Source organism: Bacillus sp. FSL R9-9492, from assembly GCF_038007365.1.
GTDB lineage: Bacteria > Bacillota > Bacilli > Bacillales > Bacillaceae_G > Bacillus_A > Bacillus_A mycoides.
In genome coordinates this window covers 1611350-1633340 of sequence record NZ_JBBOXC010000001.1, presented here as the reverse complement: position 1 = coordinate 1633340, position 21991 = coordinate 1611350, and the positions used below count along the sequence as shown (strand labels likewise).

General features: G+C 35.5%; 21 protein-coding genes, 2 other RNA genes and 2 riboswitches. Of the genes, 3 read left to right on the top strand and 20 right to left on the bottom strand.

Annotated features, from left to right (window positions below; all coding sequences use genetic code 11):
* Positions 1 to 128: 128 nt before the first annotated feature.
* From MKY70_RS08365 to MKY70_RS08345, 5 genes are all read right to left on the bottom strand, one after another.
* Complete coding sequence (locus tag MKY70_RS08365; RefSeq protein ID WP_002135339.1) at positions 129 to 995, bottom strand: 5'-3' exonuclease; 867 nt, start codon at positions 993 to 995, stop codon at positions 129 to 131.
* Positions 996 to 1127: 132 nt separating this feature from the next.
* On the bottom strand, positions 1128 to 1853 hold the full coding sequence (locus MKY70_RS08360) for a P-type ATPase (RefSeq protein WP_002189031.1): 726 nt from the start codon (positions 1851 to 1853) through the stop codon (positions 1128 to 1130).
* Positions 1854 to 2207: 354 nt separating this feature from the next.
* A riboswitch (M-box (ykoK) riboswitch) is annotated at positions 2208 to 2373 on the bottom strand.
* Between the two features lie 203 nt (positions 2374 to 2576).
* Positions 2577 to 2963, bottom strand: a complete 387-nt coding sequence (locus MKY70_RS08355) for a DUF350 domain-containing protein (protein WP_002086561.1) — start codon at positions 2961 to 2963, stop codon at positions 2577 to 2579.
* A complete protein-coding gene (locus tag MKY70_RS08350; protein WP_088030905.1) occupies positions 2960 to 4195 on the bottom strand; it encodes a glutathionylspermidine synthase family protein in 1236 nt (411 codons plus the stop codon). Before MKY70_RS08350 ends, MKY70_RS08355 begins: the two co-directional genes overlap by 4 nt.
* Positions 4196 to 4198: 3 nt before the next feature.
* The gene (locus tag MKY70_RS08345; protein WP_002126505.1) at positions 4199 to 4510 is read right to left on the bottom strand and encodes a hypothetical protein; all 312 of its coding nucleotides are present in this window, start codon (positions 4508 to 4510) and stop codon (positions 4199 to 4201) included.
* An 83-nt stretch (positions 4511 to 4593) separates the two neighbouring features.
* Here MKY70_RS08345 and MKY70_RS08340 point away from each other — a divergent pair, with 83 nt between their 5' ends.
* Positions 4594 to 5043 carry a hypothetical protein gene (locus tag MKY70_RS08340; protein ID WP_088030904.1) on the top strand — a complete coding sequence of 150 codons (450 nt, stop codon included), beginning with the start codon at positions 4594 to 4596 and terminating at the stop codon, positions 5041 to 5043.
* 55 nt (positions 5044 to 5098) lie between these two features.
* Here the strand turns inward: MKY70_RS08340 and ssrS (MKY70_RS08335) are convergent.
* The 5 genes from ssrS (MKY70_RS08335) to MKY70_RS08315 form a co-directional block, all read right to left on the bottom strand.
* A non-coding RNA gene (gene ssrS, locus MKY70_RS08335) (6S RNA) lies at positions 5099 to 5282 on the bottom strand.
* 21 nt (positions 5283 to 5303) lie between these two features.
* A non-coding RNA gene (gene ssrS / locus MKY70_RS08330) (6S RNA) lies at positions 5304 to 5486 on the bottom strand.
* 116 nt (positions 5487 to 5602) lie between these two features.
* Entirely contained in the window at positions 5603 to 6436 is an 834-nt protein-coding gene (locus MKY70_RS08325; RefSeq protein WP_088030903.1) for a sulfurtransferase, read from the bottom strand.
* Between the two features lie 2 nt (positions 6437 to 6438).
* Positions 6439 to 6711, bottom strand: coding sequence for a YpbS family protein (locus MKY70_RS08320; RefSeq protein ID WP_002030845.1), 273 nt, complete (start codon positions 6709 to 6711; stop codon positions 6439 to 6441).
* A 21-nt stretch (positions 6712 to 6732) separates the two neighbouring features.
* Positions 6733 to 7200: a GNAT family N-acetyltransferase gene (locus MKY70_RS08315; RefSeq protein WP_002189027.1), complete on the bottom strand. Its 468-nt coding sequence runs from the start codon at positions 7198 to 7200 to the stop codon at positions 6733 to 6735.
* A gap of 71 nt (positions 7201 to 7271) precedes the next feature.
* Here MKY70_RS08315 and MKY70_RS08310 point away from each other — a divergent pair, with 71 nt between their 5' ends.
* Positions 7272 to 7526, top strand: coding sequence for a DUF3931 domain-containing protein (locus MKY70_RS08310; protein ID WP_000369740.1), 255 nt, complete (start codon positions 7272 to 7274; stop codon positions 7524 to 7526).
* 3 nt (positions 7527 to 7529) lie between these two features.
* On the opposite strand, the gene MKY70_RS08305 is transcribed toward MKY70_RS08310, so the two are convergent.
* Together MKY70_RS08305 and MKY70_RS08300 are read right to left on the bottom strand one after the other, a co-directional pair.
* Positions 7530 to 11189: a dynamin family protein gene (locus MKY70_RS08305; RefSeq protein ID WP_341023916.1), complete on the bottom strand. Its 3660-nt coding sequence runs from the start codon at positions 11187 to 11189 to the stop codon at positions 7530 to 7532.
* 218 nt (positions 11190 to 11407) lie between these two features.
* Positions 11408 to 11563 (bottom strand): hypothetical protein, encoded by a 156-nt coding sequence (locus MKY70_RS08300; RefSeq protein ID WP_002011935.1) that lies wholly within the window; start codon positions 11561 to 11563, stop codon positions 11408 to 11410.
* Between the two features lie 354 nt (positions 11564 to 11917).
* Here MKY70_RS08300 and MKY70_RS08295 point away from each other — a divergent pair, with 354 nt between their 5' ends.
* Positions 11918 to 13081: a DUF418 domain-containing protein gene (locus tag MKY70_RS08295; protein WP_341023914.1), complete on the top strand. Its 1164-nt coding sequence runs from the start codon at positions 11918 to 11920 to the stop codon at positions 13079 to 13081.
* Positions 13082 to 13096: 15 nt separating this feature from the next.
* Here the strand turns inward: MKY70_RS08295 and pbuX are convergent, their stop codons facing one another.
* From pbuX to MKY70_RS08255, 8 genes are all read right to left on the bottom strand, one after another.
* Positions 13097 to 14413: a xanthine permease PbuX gene (gene pbuX / locus MKY70_RS08290; protein WP_002168774.1), complete on the bottom strand. Its 1317-nt coding sequence runs from the start codon at positions 14411 to 14413 to the stop codon at positions 13097 to 13099.
* A 2-nt stretch (positions 14414 to 14415) separates the two neighbouring features.
* Positions 14416 to 15009 (bottom strand): xanthine phosphoribosyltransferase, encoded by a 594-nt coding sequence (locus MKY70_RS08285; protein ID WP_063217943.1) that lies wholly within the window; start codon positions 15007 to 15009, stop codon positions 14416 to 14418.
* Between the two features lie 106 nt (positions 15010 to 15115).
* Positions 15116 to 15217, bottom strand: a riboswitch (purine riboswitch).
* 104 nt (positions 15218 to 15321) lie between these two features.
* Positions 15322 to 16080, bottom strand: coding sequence for a type I methionyl aminopeptidase (locus MKY70_RS08280; protein ID WP_341023912.1), 759 nt, complete (start codon positions 16078 to 16080; stop codon positions 15322 to 15324).
* Positions 16081 to 16240: 160 nt separating this feature from the next.
* Complete coding sequence (locus MKY70_RS08275) at positions 16241 to 16714, bottom strand: GNAT family N-acetyltransferase (RefSeq protein WP_002166059.1); 474 nt, start codon at positions 16712 to 16714, stop codon at positions 16241 to 16243.
* Positions 16715 to 16762: 48 nt separating this feature from the next.
* The gene (gene ypwA / locus MKY70_RS08270; protein WP_341023911.1) at positions 16763 to 18280 is read right to left on the bottom strand and encodes a carboxypeptidase; all 1518 of its coding nucleotides are present in this window, start codon (positions 18278 to 18280) and stop codon (positions 16763 to 16765) included.
* Positions 18281 to 18397: 117 nt separating this feature from the next.
* On the bottom strand, positions 18398 to 20335 hold the full coding sequence (locus MKY70_RS08265; RefSeq protein ID WP_002011942.1) for an ATP-dependent DNA helicase: 1938 nt from the start codon (positions 20333 to 20335) through the stop codon (positions 18398 to 18400).
* 138 nt (positions 20336 to 20473) lie between these two features.
* Positions 20474 to 20656, bottom strand: a complete 183-nt coding sequence (locus MKY70_RS08260; protein ID WP_002126488.1) for a DUF3921 domain-containing protein — start codon at positions 20654 to 20656, stop codon at positions 20474 to 20476.
* Positions 20657 to 20717: 61 nt separating this feature from the next.
* On the bottom strand, positions 20718 to 21857 hold the full coding sequence (locus MKY70_RS08255; protein ID WP_002011868.1) for a THUMP domain-containing class I SAM-dependent RNA methyltransferase: 1140 nt from the start codon (positions 21855 to 21857) through the stop codon (positions 20718 to 20720).
* Positions 21858 to 21991: the final 134 nt, after the last annotated feature.

Sequence of the window (21991 nt, the reverse complement as noted above, 5' to 3'; positions counted from 1 at the left end):
TATAATAATTGATTGTTGTGAATTCCATTTGAACTTCAGATGAAAATTCCGTTTATTTTCTGACAACTTTGTGAACAAAAAAAAGAAAGGTTAATCAAAAATATATTTGATCAACCTTTCCATGCTCTTTAAAGCATATTAATTAATATTTCAGGTCTTCCCCAATTCATTTCGTTACAAACAAAGCGTAGTTTTTCTTCGTCCATTGTGTGTAATCCTTCTTCTAATAAGCATGAAATTGGAACTTCACAATGAATTTGCGCTAATTGTAAAGAGATATTTAAATTCTCTAAATCACTTTCAATTTTTGTGCGCTGCGCTTTCGTTAATGATGCTATATTTTCTAGCACTGCCGATACTGTCCCGTATTCTTGAATCAGCTTATACGCTGTTTTTTCACCAATACCTTTTACACCCGGATAATTATCACTTGTATCTCCCATGAAAGCTTTCGCATGAACAATTTGCCAAGGTTCTACACCTTTCTCTTCCATGATTTTTTCCGGTGTGTAATACTCGTAATTTCCAATTCCTTTACGAAGAAGCATAACTGTAACATTCGTATCAACAAGTTGAAGTAAATCTGTATCACCTGTCAAAATATAAACTTCCGCTTCATTGCAATATTGTTTTGCAAGCGTACCGATACAATCATCCGCTTCATAACCTTTCATACCGATTACAGGCATAGATAATTTCGCAGTCATTTCTTGCACTAAATCAAATTGCGGAATTAATTCTTCCGGCGGTGCTGCACGATTTGCTTTATAATTCGAGAAAGATTCCGTTCTAAATGTCGTACTTCCCATATCCCAGCACGTTACAATGTGCGTTGGTTCGATTGCTTGTGTTGCTGTTAATAAATGCTTCATATAACCATGAATCCCATTCGTCGGGGTACCATCTTGTCGTTTCATAAATTGTCCATATACACTTGTTGCGTAAAAAGCACGAAATAATAGTGCCATACCATCAACTAATAATACTTTTTTCATAATTCCTCTCCTACTAACAAAAAATAATAACCTCACGTTATCACGTAAGGTTATATATAGATTACCATTCTACGTTTTTGTTCAACTTTGTCTATTATACATTGTTTTTGTATATTTAGCATCATTAACACATTAAGACATTCTACCGTAGCAAGTATGAAGTATTCCTGAATACGTATTTTTACCTGTCGAAACAACTACAGCCTTTGCATTTCCGTCAACAATATACGTACCTTTGAAACATACATTTTCAAGTTCAAGTGGATTATAGTCTTTCATCCGTTTTAATGGAATAAATCGTTTACGTTCAAGATGATAGCAACTTTCAAATTTCTCAATACTAGCATCGTTTCCTGTCAGCATAGATTCATTTACTAATAAATCATTTGCATAAATAATACGTACATCTGCTGGCACTGTATCGCCCTCTGCAAGAAAAATCATATCTCCAGGTACAAGCTCTTGTACTGGTAATTTCATCATTTTTAGTTCACTGTTTAGCCCTGTTACGCTACAGCCAGCTACTCTAGAAACAGTAACTGTTTCACATTGTAATTCATCACCCATATTTTGTTTTGAAAGACCTGGGATCATTCCACTTAGCTTCATCATTACTTCCGCAATACGCGCTCTTTTTGAAGTTAATTCATTTCGTCCGTATACTTGAATACGCTTTTGTGCCTCTTTCATAGATAGTCCGTCTCTTGTTGTTTTAAAATACGCAAATACAGATTTTACATCTCTTGTTGCGATTTCAATTAATAAATCTTTATTTTTTTGAAGCATTGTTTGTTCTTTCATTGCTTTTTTACTTAATTTATACGAAGTGTTACCCACACTTTTATTTACATATAACATATTATCGTCTCCTCCTTTACAACATAGGAAGAAACGCTTTGTTTCTCAATTTATCCACTTTACTGTGAAAGTGTCTAGCGCTTAAATACTCGAATAAACGCTACATTATGATAAATATAGAGGGAGGAACAAGTCGTTTCCTGCCTACATCATATATTTTTGATTTGAAGTATATGGGTAACGGAACCGAGTCAGAATTTGACATGCTCCTCACCTCCTCTTTAATTTTTTAGTTATAATCTATACTATGAAATTACTCATAGCTTGCTAACAAAAAAGACCCTTACTCATAAGAGAGCAAAGGTCATTGCATACACAAATAAGCGATTCCTAATATAATACAATTAGAAATCTATGGACCTCTCCCTCGCCGAGTTTTAGCACTGTATAGCATAGGTTCATTACCAGCTACGTTAAGAAAAACCTTAATTCGATCATTCCTGTTGACCCATTGGCGTCTCTCGACATTTTTGGGCAGTAGCATTTCTCTATACAGGAGCCTCACCTAACAGAGACTTATTATAATTACATAGAAAATGTTACTCTTATTTAAAATAGATGTCAACACTTTGTATGGAAACTTTTCCTTATTACAATAACTATCTCGAGTTTAGTACACTAATACGCATCCTGCTCAGCGTTCGGCTACATAAATTAATTGAACACATATTGCAAAAAATTAGCAAATGAAAAATAAAACCCTTACGTTAAAATGTAAGGGTTTTAATACGTTACACAACCAGCAATTACAATTCCGATGGAAAGTGATAAAAACATAAGGAAAAGACCAACTGCTTGATTATCTTCTTCAAGACTTTTATTAATATTAAAACGTGGTGTAAGCCATTCCGCTAAATAAAAGACAATAATTTGAGCTAAGATCCCAACAGCTCCCCATGAAACCATATCAAGAATTGAAATAGAATTAGCAGCCGTTGAATATAAAACGATAGCAAGACCAAGTAGTCTTCCTCCAAGTACATAGCTTACCGCTTTATTCCCTTGAGCCATTAACTTAAATTCCTTAACTTTCGTTGTCACTTCCATAAGAAAAAGACCGATACACAAAAGTACAAGTGATACTGCTAAATATAGTAAAAAATTAATCATTTATTTTCCTCCTTCTTAATACCTACCGGTAAATAATACGATTCATTTCCCGTAATTTTTTCTCCGGCACGTATACCGATGCTGCTCGCTTTTCCAGCAATTAAAAAAGCCCCAAACACGTACGACAGCTTCTCAATTCCTTTTTCAGTTTCCAAAAATACAACTGGAAGCTCTGTATATTTCTGAAATATAGGCAGTGACGATTTATACGTTTCATGTGCATTTCGAATCATAATATTTGTATCCTTATCACGAATCGTAATCGTGTCACCTTCCCTACCGAAAGAAGGTTTTTGAACGAACGGACTTTTCCCAAAAAATAAATCTGGCTCTAAATATGTAGGAAGCATATATTCTTTAATCCACTTTTGTTCCTCACTTGTGTAAAAAGCACCTTCTTCTGCTAATCCCCAAATAAGACATTGAATTGATTTCGGCTGAAGTAAAAAGGCCGACAAAGGATTTATAATAAAAAGCTTTCCTTCTTTTACAAGTTGCAAAAGTTCTACTCCCACCAAATCCCCCGTTTCGGGATCTTGATCTTCAATTAAGTCTTCAATTGGATATGTTTGGCGATACAAAACATCAATTGGTACACCATCTCTATCTACTAAAGCATCATCTGTAATTCTAAGTTCTGTCATTGGCATTACTTTATTTTCAACATGACATAGCCTACTCAAATACATAGTCGTATTCCAATCTTCTATATGTTCAGGATGAGCTGTGAAAACAACATTTGGATCTTCCATTCCTTTTGTAAACTCCATTACGGCTTTTGTAATACCAGAAGAAAGTAAGCGCTCTTGATTTGCATTTGGATCATCATAGTCAAGTTCTTCACAAACTTTTCCATTCATTTGAAAGCATTCCACAATAAAAGTTGGAGTATCACTATTAAACTCAAGCATTTTAATACAATTATCCTCTGTTAAAGCAAAATCAAATCGTGAAATAACAGATTCAGGATACATCCCTTTCAGTCTAATAAAAGGCAAGCTTGCAGTTGGAAAACCGAGTTCAAGAAGCTGTTCATTAGATAAATTCCGAAGAATTCTAGCAGTCTTAAAAAATATTTTCCCCATTCGTTCAGTTGCTACTTGTAATTGTTTCATCGTTTGCTCTGTTATCGGGAAAACATGAAACAAACTATACTCACATTCATATAAATCCGACCAAAAATTCGGATATTTCGAATAAAACTCTTTTCGATCCCTTATATATTGCGACATATGTTAGCCCCCAAATCCTCCCTTTGAACCGCTTCCAATTCCACCCTTAAATTCGGCCGAAGATTGATAAGTTTTAAACTCTGATGAATTTTTGAAGGTGGATTTATTTTGATAGTATGTACCACCATAAAAGTAATGTCCACGATAACCTGAACTACTATCATCACACTGCCAAACACCAAGCTCATCATCCCAATCCCAATCAGAACAACTATTATCATTCGGTTCGGGGGGAATATCTTGCGCGCAGCCAAATAAAGTGCCCGTCATTAAAGATGTTAGGACACCACCTACTAGCCATTTCGTTTTTGTCACCTTTGCACTCCCCTTTTTAAATTATATTTCTATTATATAAGATGTCATGATAAAGTAGAAGAAAAAGGAAGAAGAGGGATAAAATGCGATTGGAATATCGGCTCAATGATGAAACAAACGGGTATCCAGCTTTATGGAACTACGCAAATATTTCTAATTCTGAAATTGTCGCGCGCATGACTTGTGAATATTTTACAAAAGATGGAAATACATATATCGTTACTGCAACTTCAGTAGATCCAGACGGAACAGCAGTGTTATATATACAAAAAGAAGTTTTTTCCAACGACCCTTCAGATCCTACATACTCGCACATAGGTTTTGAAATTAGAGAACTAAAGGAAACCTGCTCAATTATGATAGAAAGTAAAGATATTTGGAATTACGAGGATATATTACCCTCTCTCCATTCAGATATTATATATATTCAACGGGATGGAATACATTTGGAATTCACCCTCGATTCAAGAGAAATTGATGAAGACCGTAAGTGCTATATTTATTATGGGAACTTTACAGGTAAATCGAGATAACATGAGTATATTTATTCAACAAAAAAACCTTACGTATAAAACGTAAGGTTTTTTATATAGTCCCACATATGCCGTTATCTATAGATGTCCATAAACCTGCTCTCACAGGTGGATGTTCTCACAAATGTTTGTAACTTCCTTCTTAAAAAGATGGCCTGCTATCTACATTTAAATATTGAACTTCCGCATTATACTTATTGGTTTAAGACATACACAAGCTACGTACACCGTAGGAATTTTATATACTATTAGTTGAAATAAGACCCCCGCAAGTGCCGTCTCTCGTAAATGTCCAAAAACCCGCTACTCGCAGGTGGATGCCCTCACAGTTACCGTATATCTTCCTCCACAAGGAAGGCTTGATAATGGTCACTAAATATTGAGCTTCCGTAAAACTAACATCGGTTTTAGACATAAATAAGTTACGCACACCGCAGGATGTATTATTTACTTGTCGTTATATTATCACATTGTTTCCAATGTGTAAAATATAATTTTTTTGAAGCAATCTCTTGCTTGTGACCTTATTTTAATACAAATTATTTTTGCATGCAAGTGATTAATCTTCTTCTTTTACAATTTGATTTTCTGGATAAGAAATCCAATCACTCCAGCTACCTGTATACAATTTAACATTTTGAAAACCAGCTAATTTTAATGCAACTATGTTCGGACACGCTGTAACACCAGAACCACAATATACGATTGTTTCCTTCTCTTTATCAAGATTTTGGAAACGCCCTTGCTGTTCCTCTTCGTTTTTAAAGTGTCCCGATTCTAAAATCCCATCTTTCCAAAAATAGTTTACTGCCGTCGGAATATGCCCTGCCTTCGAATCAACGAGCTCTTCCGCACCAGCATAACGTTTTGATTCCCTAGAATCAATTAATGTCATATTTGCACCTGCACGAATTTTCCCTCTCACATCTTCCATCGTTACAAGCATATTTTCTTGTATTTCCGGTATAAAAGGTTTTCGTGCAATAACTGGGATATTCGGCGTTGTGTGTAATCCATTCTCTTTCCAAGCTGGAAATCCACCATCTAATATATACACTTTCTCATGTCCTACATAGTTTAATAACCACCATAAACGAGAAGCCATTGCACCAGCTTGACTGTCATACGCAATCACTGTCGTATGTTCATCAATCCCGGCCTGTGAAAGCTTGTCTGCAAACTCCTCAATATTCGGCAATGGATGGCGGCCACCATGTTCTGCTACAGGACTTGATAAATCTAAATTTAAATCAAAATATAACGCATGAGGAATATGTTCTTCCTCATACTTCTCTCTACCCCAATTAGGATTCGCTAAATCAAATCGACAATCGATTATACGGACATTCTCATCTTCTATATGCTCACGTAACCATTCGACTGTAACAACCATCTTTAACGACCTTCTTTCTCTTGCAAACGACCTACATACTCCATAACCATATCTTTTGTAACAAGTTTACGCTGCAGTGTAACACCATTTTTTGCAAGATCATTAATTTGCTTTGTTACAACATTAATGATATCAACCGAAAATTCTTTCCCCTTTGACGCAAGAGATACGGCTGCTTCAATAGCTGCTTCACGCTGCGCATCTAATTGTAAACATGCTTTTACACTTTCATTTTGTTTACGAGAATGTGCTGTAATTGCTTTATGTACTTCCATCTTCTCTTCCCCCTAAATAAGTTATACGTTCTTATTCAATTCCATTGCAAGCCGAATCATATCACGACATACAATCCCATTTTCAATAATCTCTTCTTCATAATGCTTTGAAAAGTAATCAAAATCAATAGAAAAAATACGAAATCCACATTTTTGATATAAAGCAAGTTGTGAAACACTAGAATTGCCTGTACCAACTTCAAGTTTTGACATACCATATCCTTTAGCAGTTTCTACGGCATGACTTAATAGCTGCTTTCCAATCCCTTTTCCTTGCAAATGCTCTACAACCGCAATATTCATAATTTCCATTGTCCTTGGTCTTGTTTCCAAAAGCACATATACACCGATGATTCTTTCTTCTTGTTTAGCTATATACGTAAACCCACTCTGTACATATGCATCAATTTGGCTTTCACTTGGATCAGCAAGGAGTAATAAAGATTTCGGTATAGCTTCTTTCGAAATACGCTCTATGACAACGGACATAAAAATTCGCCCTCCTCTATTGTTCTAAACCCCCCTTGTCTACCATAGATAATAGAAAGGAGGGATTCACCATGGACAACAATGAGAAAAAATGCAACGTCATCTCTATTGATGGAAAGAAAAAGAAGAGCGACACATATTCCTATCCAAAATTAGTAGTAGAAAACAAAACGTATGAGTTTTCTTCATTCGTCTTATGCGGTGAAACACCAGACGGCAGACGCTTAGTTCTTACCCATATGATTTCTACTGATGAGTTTGCAGGGTTTGTAAAATCTTTAGATACTGTACTACAAAAGAAAATTGAACGAATCTTTTTTTCATAACAGCTATTTAATATAAATTTCTTTTTCAATTTCTACTAACTGCTTTTGTAGCTCTTCTTTACTTTGTTCGTATAGTGATACATCAATTGTTTCAGCTAAAGCGAATAATATACTTTCATAATAATTCTCAACATCTTGCTGCATCACCTTTTGGAATAGGTTCCATTTTGCATCCCACTCTTGCTTATAATGATGAACGAATAAATCTTCTTCATCAACTACATAGTTTGATACGAAAGGTTCTAACACTCCTTTAGCGTCTTCTTGCATAAAAGCTTTATCATTTTTTTCAAAAAAGCTTTTCTCATTTTTAAAATGTGCTAGTGCCTTTTTAAAATCTTTTATTTCTATTGAAGGAAACGGCTCTTTATGTGTAATAATTTTATATTCATAATCCACTGTTCCACCCATAGAAATCGATTCATTTTCCACTTTGCAATTCACAACAATTTCATCCTTTGCACGCTTCATCGCTTCATCTATCCATTTTTCAAGACGTAATGATGTCGCACGCATTTCTTGTAATAAATCATGTTGAATAAATGAAACTAATTCCATTACACATTGCTGCAACTGCATTTTCACATTCCCATCTGTTCGTAACGACGCCGGATTAATAAATTCAGTAAACACATCGTTATAGCGTAAAAATAGACGTTGGTGTACATAATAAAGCAATTCTTTCACTTCATTTTGCATTGCTTGCTCTTCAGCAAGTACACTATATGATGAAATAATATGAAGTAGCTGATTACGCTCTGCTTCATATTTTTTTGTTTGCCTCTCTTTCTCATCATTTCCCTGCTTTGCGCCATTTATCATATTTACAAGAAGCTGATTCGCTCCTTGTAATGCACCATATAAAGCATGCACAGATACAAGCATTAAATCCCTCATCATAAAGGACGTAAATGATTCTTCAAACTTAGTAATCCCGGAGTTTTGTAAAATACCATACTTTTCTTTATCAATACTTTTCCCTTGCTTTTCTTCAAGCGCACATAAACTTGAAATTGCAAATAAACGTGGATTTCTAATACCGTATTGCAGGAGCTGATCCGCAATATAACCTTTTACCATTTCAAGTTCTTCTTCAGATTGCGCTAAATCGGCAGCATTTATTAAGAAGAACATTTTATCAAGTGCAAATGTATCCTTTACACGACCGAGCTGAATTAAAAACTCACGATCTGCACGAGAGAAAACATGATTATAGTATGTTACGAATAAAATAGCATCTGCGTTTTTAATATACTGGAATGCAACATCCGTATGACGCGCGTTAATAGAATCCGCCCCTGGTGTATCTACAAGAGCTACTCCTTGCCTTGTTAAAGCACAATCATAATAAAGCTCCATATACTCAACAAAGCATGATTTTTCTTCATTAGCTACATAATCAGAGAACTCCTCTAACGTAACTTGTAATTGTTCCCCTAAATGATTAGCAACTGCGTCATATCCTTTTTGTACCGCTCGCAAAAAGCTAAATGTTGTTTTTTGCTTCCCGCTTGGTGAAGGGTATTTCATAATTTGATCAATTTTCGTTAACGCTTCTTCCAATGTAGCAATTTCATAGTGAAACATTTTATAAACAGCTTTCATATCTTCTAACAGCGCTTGCTCTGACTTAAACTGGACAATTACCGTTCCATGTTGTTTATCTTCTGTAACTGGCAAAATTTGATTTATTGTTGCTGTCGTTGGGTTTGGCGATACAGGAAGTACCTTTTCACCGAGCAATGCGTTAGCAAATGATGATTTCCCAGCACTAAAAGCTCCAAATAACGCTACTGTAAATTGCTTCGTTTCTACACGCTGTCTTTTTCCAACTACTTCTTGCTGTAGATGTTTCAGTGTAGGCAATGGATCTAATATCGTTTCAGCTTTCTTCACTTTTTCTAATATACGCTGAATATTTAAAGCTTTCGTTCCTTTAATCTCTTCTTCACTAGCCGCTACGTTATCATTTACAATTTCTTGCTCTTGTAGTTTAAACTTCTCACTAACAACTTGTTTTTTACTTTGTAATATTTCGTCTATTTGCAATCCATCTGGTATAGAAACATTTTCATTCCAAATATCTCCTAAATAGCTCTCATATTCCTCATACGTCTTAATGTATTGTAATTTTGTTTCTTTTGCTGTTTGTAACATCGTGTATTTTTCAATTTCTTCTTCAATACGAGCAATCTCTATCTTCACTTTCTTCTGCAATATACCCGTACTTTTTCCAAAGATTTGCTGAGATTTCATAAAGTATCTTTTCTTTAACTCATTTGCAACGTCAGCAGTATAAAGAAGTAAGTAATCACCGGTAAATCCAGCCCCCTGTTTAATTGTTTCAGCCAACACTTCCGGTCCGAAAGCAATTTCTAACGCATATATGTCTTTCCCTATTTCCTCTGTAAATAACCCTTCTTCTTTTAAGAAGGCTACAATAAATTCTTTCACATGAAAATCAAGTTGCGTTTCAACAGTCTTTTGAAGAGCAGAATAAAAAGCATCTACACGTCTCTGTTTTTCTTGCTCCGTCTTTCCTTTCGCAAATAACAAGCCAACTTTAAACTTCGTTAATTTCGTTTCTAAATATTTATTTGCCAATTCTCTCATTTCAAATGGCATTAAATACGCGTTATCTAATATGGCTTGTAAACCTTTTATAAATTCATTTCTCACATCAGATTCTTTACTAGCCACCCGATTTTTATTTTCAGTTAACTCTTCCTTTTTTTCAACTATCTCTGAAAGTGACAGTGGTGATGTTAATTCTTCTTCATATTTCATGAGATGTTTTTCATTTTCAGAAAGAATAAACGAACAATGTTCTTGCAGTAAATATTCTGTTTCTCGCTCCATTCCCTTTCTTACATACTGCTCTTTTTCTTTCATAATAGAAAAGATTAATGCTTCTAAACTTTGAATTTCATTGTATGGATGATTCATCATTCGCAATGATGTATAGAAAATACCGTCCACTTCAATATCCCAGTTAGAAAAAGACTGTTTTACACTATCTCTATACGCTTCAAACGATAACTCATTTGCTTTATGTTTATCTATTTGGTTTACAACGAGATAAACCGTTTTATTACGTTGTTTCAATTCTTTAACAAACTGTAAGTTAACCTCTGATTGGACATGGTTATAATCCATCATATAGAAAATAACATCTGCTAGATGCAGTGTTGATTCCGTCGCTAATTGGTGGGCATCATCCGTAGAATCAATTCCGGGCGTATCAACTAACATAACCCCATCAGGAATTGGCGCATCATTTCGATAAATATGAACACCAATTACTTCATCACCGTCTTTACATATTTGTTTTAATTCTTCTGCTGAATATGCGCCGTCATATTCATACTGTTCTCCAGACTTAATCGTTACAACAACACGATCAGATCCTCTTTCAATTTTAACAACGTTAGCACTCGTTGGAATCGGACTTGTCGGTAATAATTGCGCTTTATATAGGTGATTCATCATTGTCGATTTCCCCGCAGAAAAATGACCACAAAAAGCTAGCATAAGCTGCTCTTGTTTATACTTTTGAATCACTTCAAACAACTTCAAACTATTCTCTACATCGCCGTTTTTTTGCCACTCTTCATAAAAACAAACAAGTTTTTTCATACCGTTTGTCTGTACTATGTTTGTCATCCCCTTGTTCCCCTTTATCCAAGATGTATATACTTTATCCCGCTATTTGTGGGCAGTAAAAACCCGTTTCGTGCGGGCTAGTAATCAGTGAGGGATAGACCTCCCCGCTGATTAAAGTTTCACTTTATTATCATACTAAATTTTCAGCATATTCACATCAAAAATAAAAAATCCCTTTCATTCTTTTTACAAATGAAAGGGATTTTATGTAGTAGTATTCATTTTGTTGTTCCTACTCCATTTAAAACATACTTTGTAACACCAACATATATAGCAATCGTTCCTGCAACAAGTGCATACACCATATTAACACACCAACCTTTTTTGATAATGATTATCACTTTTGAATACATTTTATCATTAAAGAGAATCATTATCAACAAATTTCTAAAAAAAGAAAGCTCCTTCGGGAAAAGGAGCTTTACTGCCTGTTTTAAAGAAGTTTAAAACTTGCTGTGCACTCTTATTATATCTCATAATGCACATCTTAGCAGTTTTAAAAATTGGAAATTACCTATATACCCTCCTCCTTACATTTTGTATAATAGAGTGAAACTGTAATTAGTGGGGATATTTCCCATCCCCACTAATTATTAGTTGAACCAATCGGGCTTTTACAAGCAGTTGATCTCCCACCTAACTTCCTCGTATTCACTGAATTTTGAGGTGGGAGTCTTACTGCTTGTTAATGCGGGATAAAAGGGAATTACTTAACAAGGAGGAAAATAATGACACAAAATATTTCACAAGGCGAGAGGATACATTCCATCGATATTATTAGAGGAATAGCTGTACTAGGTATTTTTCTTGTTAACTGGCCAGTTATCGCTGGTGTTGATTCTCGAGACATTTCCGGCGTTTATGATGGATTAGACAGCTATATTCGCTTATTTTATGACATGTTTATTCAAACGAAGTTTTATACTATTTTTTCATTTTTATTCGGATTAGGTTTTTATATCTTTATGAATCGTGCTGAGGCGAAAACAGATCGTCCGAAAACTTTATTTGTTCGCCGCTTGCTTATTTTATTATTATTTGGGTTCTTGCATTACGTTCTTTTATGGGACGGGGACATCTTACATAGTTATGCAATCGCTGGATTTTTCTTATTGTTATTTTATAAGAGAGAACCTCGTACTATTTTGATTTGGGCATTAGTTTTACTAAGCATTTTTCAATTTTTAATGCTAATTACTAGCATTGGAATTGCCTTAATGCCAAGAGATGAGCTAGGACTCTCCTTACCAATCATGCCATTAGAAGACTGGATGTTACAAATACAAAATCGTTTCCATGCGTTTTATTCTGAAACAATTGGGCTAAGTGCATTCATGCTTCCAGAAACAGTTGGATTATTTTTGCTTGGTTTATATGCTGGTAAAAAAGATATTTTCCGCCGCTCAAAAGAATTAGATCCAAAACTAAAAAAATGGCAAATCATTATGTTCGTTTTAACATTACCAATGTGGTTCTTTATGGTTCGTTATTTCTTGTCAAAACAACCTTATGATCCGATTTATATGAGTGCCTTTACAATGTTTAGTGGAAAAACATTATTCATATTCTACATTTTCACGCTCATGCGTTTATTGCAAAAAGAAAGATGGCAAACATTATTACGTCCGTTCCAATATGTCGGACGAATGGCGTTAACAAATTACATCACGCATACGATTATTACGTTACTTGTATTCGGCCTATTTTTCAAAAATTATTATCCCGCTCCATTATGGGTAGGACCACTATTTTGCATCGGTTTCTACACGTTGCAAATCTTTATTAGCCGCTGGTGGCTGTCACGTTATCAATATGGGCCACTTGAGTACATTTGGCGTCTTGGTACGTACGGGAAAATGATGCCACTTAAAAAGAAAAGCAAGGTCTCATAATGAGACCTTGCTTTTTTACGCTTCTCTTACTGCACTTTGCATAGACACTGGCTCTTCTTTTACTTTACGCTGTGGCACCATATTAAATACGATATTTAATAGTACTGCTGACGCACTTCCAAGTACAATTCCGTTATCTGTTAAAATACGGATGTTTTCCGGAAGCTGTGAGAATAACGTTGGAACGACTGTAACTCCAAGTCCGATTCCGACAGAACATGCAACAATTAATAAATTTTCTTGTTTTCCAAAATCAACACTGCTTAACATTTTAATGCCATACGCCATTACCATGCCGAACATTGCTAGCATTGCACCGCCAAGTACTGATTTCGGAATAATTGTTGTAATGGCTGCGATTTTAGGAATAAACCCAAGAGCAATTAACATACCACCACAAGTATAGATAATGACGCGATTTCTTACTCCAGTTAATTGAACAAGTCCTACGTTTTGAGAATATGTTGTGTATGGAAATGCGTTAAAAATACCACCTAGAACCATCGCTAATCCTTCTGCGCGATAGCCTTTTGTTAATTCTTTTTCACCGATCTTTTTATTGCAAATATCAGATAATGCGAAATATACACCTGTTGCTTCTACAATCCCTACGCAAGCAACTAAAATCATCGTAATAATTGGCGTTAATTCAAATGTTGGTGTACCGAAGTAAAATGGCTGAATACCGTGGAACCAATCCGCTTCTCCAACCGCTTGCAAACTTACTTTCCCCATAAATGCTGCAACGATTGTACCGAACAATAGACCTAGTAATATAGAGATTGAACGGATAAATCCATCAAAGAAACGATACATAATAATGATAAATAATAAAACACCAAATGCTAACGCTAAATTTTCTAGACTTCCGAAATCTTTACTTCCAACTCCTCCAGCCATATCATTAATAGCTGCTGGAACAAGTGTAACCCCAATAACTGTAACGACAGATCCTGTTACAACAGGAGGAAACAGTTTTACAAGCTTCCCAAATAATTTCGCGAAAATAACAACAAATAATCCCGCAGCAATAATTGCTCCATATATAGAAGACACCCCGTATTGTTTTCCGATTGCAATCATCGGTCCAACCGCTGTAAATGTACAACCAAGTACAACCGGAAGCCCAATACCGAAAAAGCGATTTGATAATGCTTGTAAAATCGTTGCTACGCCGCACATTAATAAGTCAATCGATACTAAATACGTTAATTCTTGTTGATTTAAACCAAGTCCCCCGCCGACAATAAGAGGAACAATAATTGCGCCAGCGTACATGGCAAGCATGTGCTGAATACCAAGCGATGCGATTTTAAATGGGTGCTGCTTCATCGTTAGTTCACCTCCGCAGTTTCTTGCTGTACAAATGTAACTGTGCCGTTATCAAGTGATGCAATTTCTGCTAGTGATTCAACACGAACACCCTGTTCACGCAGCTTCTTTCCTCCATCTTGAAATGCTTTTTCAATAACAATACCAATTCCGGCAATACTTGCTCCAGATTGCTCTACTAAACTCATTAAACCTAAAGCAGCCTGACCGTTTGCTAAAAAGTCATCGATAATTAAAACGCGATCATTTTCATCAATATGATTTCGAGATAATGAAATCTCGTTCGTTTCTTGTTTTGTAAATGAATATACGTTTGCAACGTACATATTATCTTGTAACGTTAACGATTTACGCTTTCTTGCAAAGATTACTTTTACACCAAGCTCTAATGCAGCCATAACTGCTGGTGCAATGCCTGAAGATTCAATCGTCACGATTTTTGTAATGTTCTCTTCTTTAAAACGTTTAGCAAATTCTTTTCCGATCTCTTGCATAAGTACTGGGTCAATTTGATGATTTAAAAATGCATCTACCTTTAATACGTCACCAGATAAAACCTTTCCTTCGTTCAAAATCTTTTCTTGTAATACTTTCATGTTTGTTCCCCCTCTTATGCAATAAAAAACTCCAAAAGCCGCCACCACTCGTTACAAGTGAGAGACGCGCTTTTGGAGTTTCGCAAAAAAGAATGCTAAACAAGCAAATATATTCGTCCTCACTCATAGTCAAAGTATTTACGGTACTTCGGTAGAAACTTGCAGGCCATATCCCCGCGATTATATGAGTGTAGCTAACTATTTATTTTATAGAAGGATTATAACGCACTTTTTAAATTTTGGAAAGCATTTATTAAAAAAACACGTACGAATTTTATGAAAACACTATTTTCGTTCGAGTTTTGCAAACTCTTACATTTCATATTTAAGCGTCGTTAAAATGATTGGACCATCTTTTGTAATCGCAATTGTATGCTCATATTGAGCTGATAATTTGCCGTCCATCGTTCTTGCAGTCCACCCATTTAAATCTACTTTAGAATATCGCATACCTACATTTACTATGGGCTCAATTGTAATTACCATTCCTTCTTGTAACTTAGGCCCTTGTCCTTGTTTACCAAAATGAAAAATCGCTGGTTCTTCATGAATCTCTTTACCGATCCCGTGTCCCGTAAAGTCTCTTGCGACAGAAAAACCTTCATTTGCTACATAACTTTCAATTGCATAGCCAATGTCTCCTACATGATTACCGATTACCGCCTGATCAATCCCTTTATACAAAGCATTCTCAGCTACTAACAATAACCTTTTTGCTTCATCAGAAATATCTCCAACTATATACGTCCATGCAGAATCCGAGAGCGCATCATTTAAGTTTACTACCATGTCAATTGTCACAATATCTCCTTTCTGTAAAGGTACATCACTAGGGAAACCGTGACACATTTCATCGTTTACAGATGCACATATCGCATATGGATACCCGTTGTAACCTTTCTGTTCAGATATTGCACCATGCTTTTCTAAATATGCTTCAACAAACGTATCAATTTCTTGTGTAGTGATACCTGGTTTCATCATTTTTGCAATTTCTCTATGACAAAAAGCTAGTAACTTCCCCGATTCATGCATCAAATCTATTTCATTTTTCGTTTTAATTGTAATCATACTACCTCTACCTCTCCTTACTAAACTTGCTATTTGCTACTAAACTTCAATCATACACATCCTCTTCCAAAATTTCAAAACTTCTAATTACAACAAGTACAAAAACAAACATCATTTATTTCTACATCAAAATAAAAAAACAGAAGTTCTCCTCTGTTTTTTAATCATTTTTACATATATAATTCATTTTCAAAAACTCAAAACAACTACCATTTGTTTTCTGTATAAACGTTCCAACAGCTTCGAATCCTGCTCTTTTATACACTTTAATCGCTCTTTCATTAAATGTCGCTACTGATAGTGTTATATAATTGCATCCGTATTTTTCTTTACTAAAAGCTAGTCCAGCTTTTACGAACTGTAGACCAAATCCATTCCCAGTTATATCAGGTCTCATTCCAAGACCTATATCAACCGTTTGATTATTTATGTTACTAAAACTAAAGAAACCAATGAGAGTACCATTTTCCTTCACAGAAAATGTATGATTCCCTCTACTCTCATCCTCTAAAAACTCAGCTAAATCTTCTTCATCTGCCTCTATATCATAAAAGGAATACTCCCCTTCATAATGCCAGTTATATGCAATTTCTTCTGCTTCCGCTTGCGACATTACTGTAAACATATAGCCCATTTCTCTCACTCCCTCATAAAAAAAAGCTGCAATTAAGCAGCTCCTGTTTTATAACTCATAAATCTCTTTATATTTAGCTTCTAAATAATCAGCTAAGTAGTTTGCATTTAAACCTTCACCTGTCACATCTTTTAAAATTTCAAGTGGTTTTTTCGTTTTGCCATATTGGTGAATATTCTCTGTTAACCATTCACGAATTGGTGTCACGTTTCCTTCTTCTAATAATGCATCAAAGTTTGGAATATCCTTTAGCATCCTATGTTTAAATTGCGCTGCATACATATAACCAAGCGCATAAGATGGGAAGTATCCAAATGAACCACCAGCCCAGTGAACATCTTGCAATACACCTTGTGCATCGTTTTCCGGACGAATTCCTAAATATGCTTCCATCTTATCATTCCAAGCCGCTGGCAAATCCTTCACTTGTAATGTACCATCAAATAATTCTTTCTCAAGTTCATAACGAACCATGACGTGAAGCGGATATGTAAGCTCATCTGCTTCTATACGAATAAACGATGGCTTCGATTCGTTAATCGCATCATAAAACTCATCTACTGATATATCATTGAATTGACCATCGCTATACTCTTTTAATAAATCATAATTTTTCTTCCAGAATGATTTATTACGACCGATAAAGTTCTCAAAGAATAATGATTGTGACTCATGAATACCCATAGAAGTTCCACTACATAGCGGTGTACCTTCAAATTCCTCTGCAATATTTTGTTCATATACAGCATGACCACATTCATGAATCGTGCCGAAAACAGCCATACGGAAGTCTTTCTCATCGTAACGAGTCGTAATACGAACATCCCCTCTATTTAATGTAATTTCAAAAGGATGTACCGTTTCATCAAGACGACCCGCTTCAAAGTTATAGTTCAATTGTTTTAATAACTCTAAAGTAAAATTCTTTTGTTTTTCTCTTGAAAAATGTTCAGCTAAAGCATTTGTTTTTAATTCTTTTTTAGACTCAGAAATTTCTTTCACAAGCGGAACGATACGTTCACGTAGTTGACCAAATACATGATCTAACACTTCTACTGTGATTCCCGGCTCATACATGTCTAATAGCGTGTTATATTTGTACGTTTCGTAACCCCAATATGTAATAAACTTCTTTTTGAATTCAACAATTTTTTCTAAATACGGGCGGAACATTTCGAAGTCAGATTTTTCGCGAGCTTCTTCCCATACACTTTCCGCTTTCGCTTCTAATTTCACATACGCTTCATATTCCGCTTGTGGAATTTTCTTATTTCTATCATATTCTTTACGACACTCTTCAACCATTTTCTTTGTCGTTTCAGAAAGTTTATTTTCAACAATTAAAGATTCTAGTTCAGTTAAATAGTTCCCCATCTCATCTGAAGTCGACATCACAAACACTTCGGATGAAAGCATTCCAATTACTTCTGAACGCTGGTCTACTCCTTGCTTTGGTGCACCTGTTCTTAAATCCCAAAACATTAAGCTTAATGCCTCTCCGTAATTCTCTATCTTCTTCACATATGTTAAAAATTGTTTTTCCACTTCATATGTAGCAACTGTCATAGTATAAAAAACCTCCTTTTTCTACCTCAAACTTATTTCGACACTGAAACATAAATTCCTTTTCTAATAGAAAAAAGCTTGGCAAATGCCAAACTTTTCCCTACAACATTTTTTCGCTTAAAGTACTTTTCCTTCTACCGGAAGTACTTTCTTCACTGCTTCTATCACTTTTTCATCTTCATTATCTGATAAGAATAATGATATAGCACCTTTATCTTCACTTGTACGAATTAAACGTCCAATTCCTTGGCGAAGACGTAAAATCATATAAGGCACATCTACATCCCAGAATGGATCATTCACATGTTTACGCTTCGCCTCAAACACAGGATCGTTTGGAGGGAATGGTAATGACCAAATAATAACATGTGATAATGATGAACCTGGAATGTCTAAACCTTCCCATAAATGAACGGCACAAAGTACAGTCTCTTCTTCATTTTGGAAACGAGAAACGAGCTGACTAATTTCTTGATCTCCTTCATATAGGAACGGAACTGACATTTGCTCTTTACTTACATATTCTTTAAACGCTGCAAGTTCTTGCGTTGTACGGAATAATACAAGTGTACGTCCATTTGTTTTTTGTATATTTTCAAGTGTATATTGACACTTTCTTTCCCATTCATTTTCTTTCGTATACGGAAGTAAGTTTACTGTCATTTGCTCTTCATAATCAAACGGCGAAGCAACTGAGAATGATAAGTAATCTTTTACCCCTAGACTATTTGCAGTAAATGCGAACGAATCATTGTCAGATAATGTCGCAGAAGAGAAAATATATGGAATCTTCTTCGAGAATACTTTTTCTTGTAACACTTCTTCAACTGCACGCGGCATAATAACTAACGTGAAAGCACCATCGCCTTCTTCACCCCACGTAATTACATTTTTCTCGTGCATGAAAAGACGAAGTGAATGCTCTAACACATCTAAATGCTCATCAACAATATTTAAATCGTATGTGTTTACTGTATGCATTTCACTTTCAAATACTAATGCATCACCGACTTCACCGATTTTCGCATAAAGTCTTTTCGCTTCTGCAGTTACCTTTTCTGTCACAGTAATTTCTAAACGATCAGAACCTTCAATTTCCTTTTTATTCTCTTGTAGTACCCCAAAGAATTGTTCAGTTTGCCAAATTGTTTCTTCTACTAAATGTGCGAACTCTTCACGAATATCATTTTGTAATAATCTCGTTAAAAGTTGTTCCATCATCGTTTGTTTTAAACGGTACGTTAAAGCTTTTTGAGCTGCATATTCTACAAGATGCCCTTCATCGAATACAACGCAGCTACTTTCTGGTAATAACGGAATTTGTCCTTCACGTTTGCGAGCTTCGTACGTCCAAATATGATCCATATAGAAATCTTGAGAACAAATGATTAAATCTGCCGCTTTACGATAATGCTCGCGCGAAAGAGTTTGACCACAACGATGACGAGAATCACAAGTGAAGCAATCTTGGAAGTAATCCCAGTTTACCTTTGACCATTCCTCGTCATTTAACAGCGGAAATTCTTTTCGATCACCATAGTGAGTAAAGTTCTGCATCGTACCATGATCGAATACGAACTGAGGTAATTCGTAATATACATCTTCAATTACTTCTGGAGCTCGTCCACTCATAACATCTTCAAGTTTACGTAAACATAAATAATTATCCATTGACTTCGCAAGTCTAACATCAACAGATAGCCCTAATGCTTCAGATAACTTAGCAATGTCTCCTTCTTCTTTCACAAGCTGCTCAATTAACGTTTCATCTGCACAAGCGATAATAGCCGGCTTCCCTGTATAACGTGCATAACAAATTGCATATAGAAGATATACAATTGTTTTCCCTGTTCCTACACCCGCTTCTGCAAACATAACTTTCTTCTCTTGGAAAGCGCGCTCTAACTGAAACGCCATAAAAATCTGTTCATCACGCTCTTCAAAGCCCTTTTCCGGAAGAATGTCGTAAAACACATCTCCAATCCACTCATTCAACTTATCATAAAAATTATCTTGTTTTCCTACTTCAAATGGTAACCTATTCTCAGTAAACATCCTTAGCCTCCAACCAAACAGTTTTTCTATAAAAAGATATAGCAACTGCTACTCACATGTGCGCAGCCACTTTCCCCTGTTACAATACATAGAAATACACGAAAAAAAATTTTCCTTTCGAAAAAGGAAAATTTTTTTCTATATTAATGACCTTAAATAACGTTTATCAATCGCTGTTTCATGTGAAAGAGCTGACAAATATTCTTCCTGCGCTTTTTGTATTCCATCTACAATTGCACCTTGACTATCCACTTCTTTTCCGAGCTCATCATACGTACGGTGAATAGCTTTTTGAATCATCGATAATTGGAAACTATCCATATCACTTCCTCCTTTACGCATTACATAATAGCCAGTATATGCGTGCTGGAGGAGTTTTATACTATGAATTACGCGGTGGACGCTTTCCAAAGTATTGATAGTAATCTGTACGGATAAATCCGTTAAACAGTTTACGCTTTTTCGATGCATCTTTCCCATAACATTTCTCAAATGCTTCATAACTTGTTAATAAATACATTGACCACGTATCTAATGGGCGGAATACCTCTCCCATTTCTTTATATAATTTTTCAACAAGCGCTCTTTCACTTAAACGTTCTCCGTATGGAGGATTCGTTACAACATAGCCATATTCCTCTTTTGTCGTGAAATCTTTTACTTGCATTTGTTTAAATGATATAAGATCCCCTAATCCAACTTCTTCTGCGTTATCTTGGGCAACTCTTATCATACGGTGATCGATATCTGATCCAATGATTTGCAATGGTTGATTATAATTAGCTAAATCTTCAGCTTCTTGACGAGCTTCGCGCCAATTTTGTTTACCAACCCAGCCCCATTCATCCGATGCAAAGCCTCGGTTAAATCCTGGTGCGATATTTTGTCCAATTAATGCAGCTTCAATTGGAATTGTACCAGATCCACAGAAAGGATCAACGAAAGGACGATCCGCCTTCCAGTTTGTTAACTTAATTAAAGACGCAGCTAATGTTTCTTTTAAAGGCGCTTCACCTTGCTCAAGACGGTATCCACGTTTATGAAGACCTACACCACTCGCATCGATTGTTAACGTCGCAATATCCTTGAGCATTGCAATTTCAATACGGAATAACGGTCCATCTTCTTCAAACCAAGTTGTGCGTCTATACGTTGTTTTTAATTTCTCAACAACAGCCTTTTTAACGATACGTTGGCAGTCTGAAACGCTAAATAATGTTGATTTCAAAGATTTCCCAATAACAGGGAATTCTCCATTCTCTGGAATATAATCTCCCCAGTTTAACGCTTTGGTTTTTTCAAATAACTCATCGAATGTTGTTGCTTTAAATTCGCCGACTTTAATTTTCACACGGTCTGCAGTACGTAACCATAAATTCGTACGACAAATCGCTTTTTCATCCGCTTCAAACGTTACCTTTCCGTTTTCCACTTCACATTCATAACCAAGATCGCGAACTTCTCGGGCAACTAACGCTTCAATACCCATTGCCGCTGTTGCAATTAAAGTAACTTTTCCCATTTGCATTCACCTCTTATGTATAATCAAACAATAATTAATAACATGTTGTCCTATTAATTATCACATATTACGAAGAATATTCTCACTTACCATTTTAACTCACAACTTATAACTTCATACAAATAAAAAGCCCT

Bases quoted from the DNA above. Each gene is read 5' to 3' on its own strand.
- pbuX (WP_002168774.1), bottom strand. From the start codon at position 14,413: ATGAAGCAGCACCCATTTAAAATCGCATCGCTTGGTATTCAGCACATG.
- MKY70_RS08350 (WP_088030905.1), bottom strand. From the start codon at position 4,195: ATGTCGCAATATATAAGGGATCGAAAAGAGTTTTATTCGAAATATCCG.
- MKY70_RS08360 (WP_002189031.1), bottom strand. From the start codon at position 1,853: ATGTTATATGTAAATAAAAGTGTGGGTAACACTTCGTATAAATTAAGT.
- MKY70_RS08275 (WP_002166059.1), bottom strand. From the start codon at position 16,714: ATGGGCTATATGTTTACAGTAATGTCGCAAGCGGAAGCAGAAGAAATT.
- MKY70_RS08280 (WP_341023912.1), bottom strand. From the start codon at position 16,080: ATGATTACAATTAAAACGAAAAATGAAATAGATTTGATGCATGAATCG.
- MKY70_RS08265 (WP_002011942.1), bottom strand. From the start codon at position 20,335: ATGTTTACTGAGAATAGGTTACCATTTGAAGTAGGAAAACAAGATAAT.
- MKY70_RS08305 (WP_341023916.1), bottom strand. From the start codon at position 11,189: ATGACAAACATAGTACAGACAAACGGTATGAAAAAACTTGTTTGTTTT.
- MKY70_RS08255 (WP_002011868.1), bottom strand. From the start codon at position 21,857: ATGGGAAAAGTTACTTTAATTGCAACAGCGGCAATGGGTATTGAAGCG.
- MKY70_RS08320 (WP_002030845.1), bottom strand. From the start codon at position 6,711: ATGGAAGTACATAAAGCAATTACAGCACATTCTCGTAAACAAAATGAA.
- MKY70_RS08325 (WP_088030903.1), bottom strand. From the start codon at position 6,436: ATGGTTGTTACAGTCGAATGGTTACGTGAGCATATAGAAGATGAGAAT.
- MKY70_RS08355 (WP_002086561.1), bottom strand. From the start codon at position 2,963: ATGATTAATTTTTTACTATATTTAGCAGTATCACTTGTACTTTTGTGT.
- MKY70_RS08365 (WP_002135339.1), bottom strand. From the start codon at position 995: ATGAAAAAAGTATTATTAGTTGATGGTATGGCACTATTATTTCGTGCT.
- MKY70_RS08300 (WP_002011935.1), bottom strand. From the start codon at position 11,563: ATGATTCTCTTTAATGATAAAATGTATTCAAAAGTGATAATCATTATC.
- ypwA (WP_341023911.1), bottom strand. From the start codon at position 18,280: ATGACAGTTGCTACATATGAAGTGGAAAAACAATTTTTAACATATGTG.
- MKY70_RS08315 (WP_002189027.1), bottom strand. From the start codon at position 7,200: ATGTCCGTTGTCATAGAGCGTATTTCGAAAGAAGCTATACCGAAATCT.
- MKY70_RS08340 (WP_088030904.1), top strand. From the start codon at position 4,594: ATGCGATTGGAATATCGGCTCAATGATGAAACAAACGGGTATCCAGCT.
- MKY70_RS08260 (WP_002126488.1), bottom strand. From the start codon at position 20,656: ATGGATAGTTTCCAATTATCGATGATTCAAAAAGCTATTCACCGTACG.
- MKY70_RS08310 (WP_000369740.1), top strand. From the start codon at position 7,272: ATGGACAACAATGAGAAAAAATGCAACGTCATCTCTATTGATGGAAAG.
- MKY70_RS08295 (WP_341023914.1), top strand. From the start codon at position 11,918: ATGACACAAAATATTTCACAAGGCGAGAGGATACATTCCATCGATATT.
- MKY70_RS08285 (WP_063217943.1), bottom strand. From the start codon at position 15,009: ATGAAAGTATTACAAGAAAAGATTTTGAACGAAGGAAAGGTTTTATCT.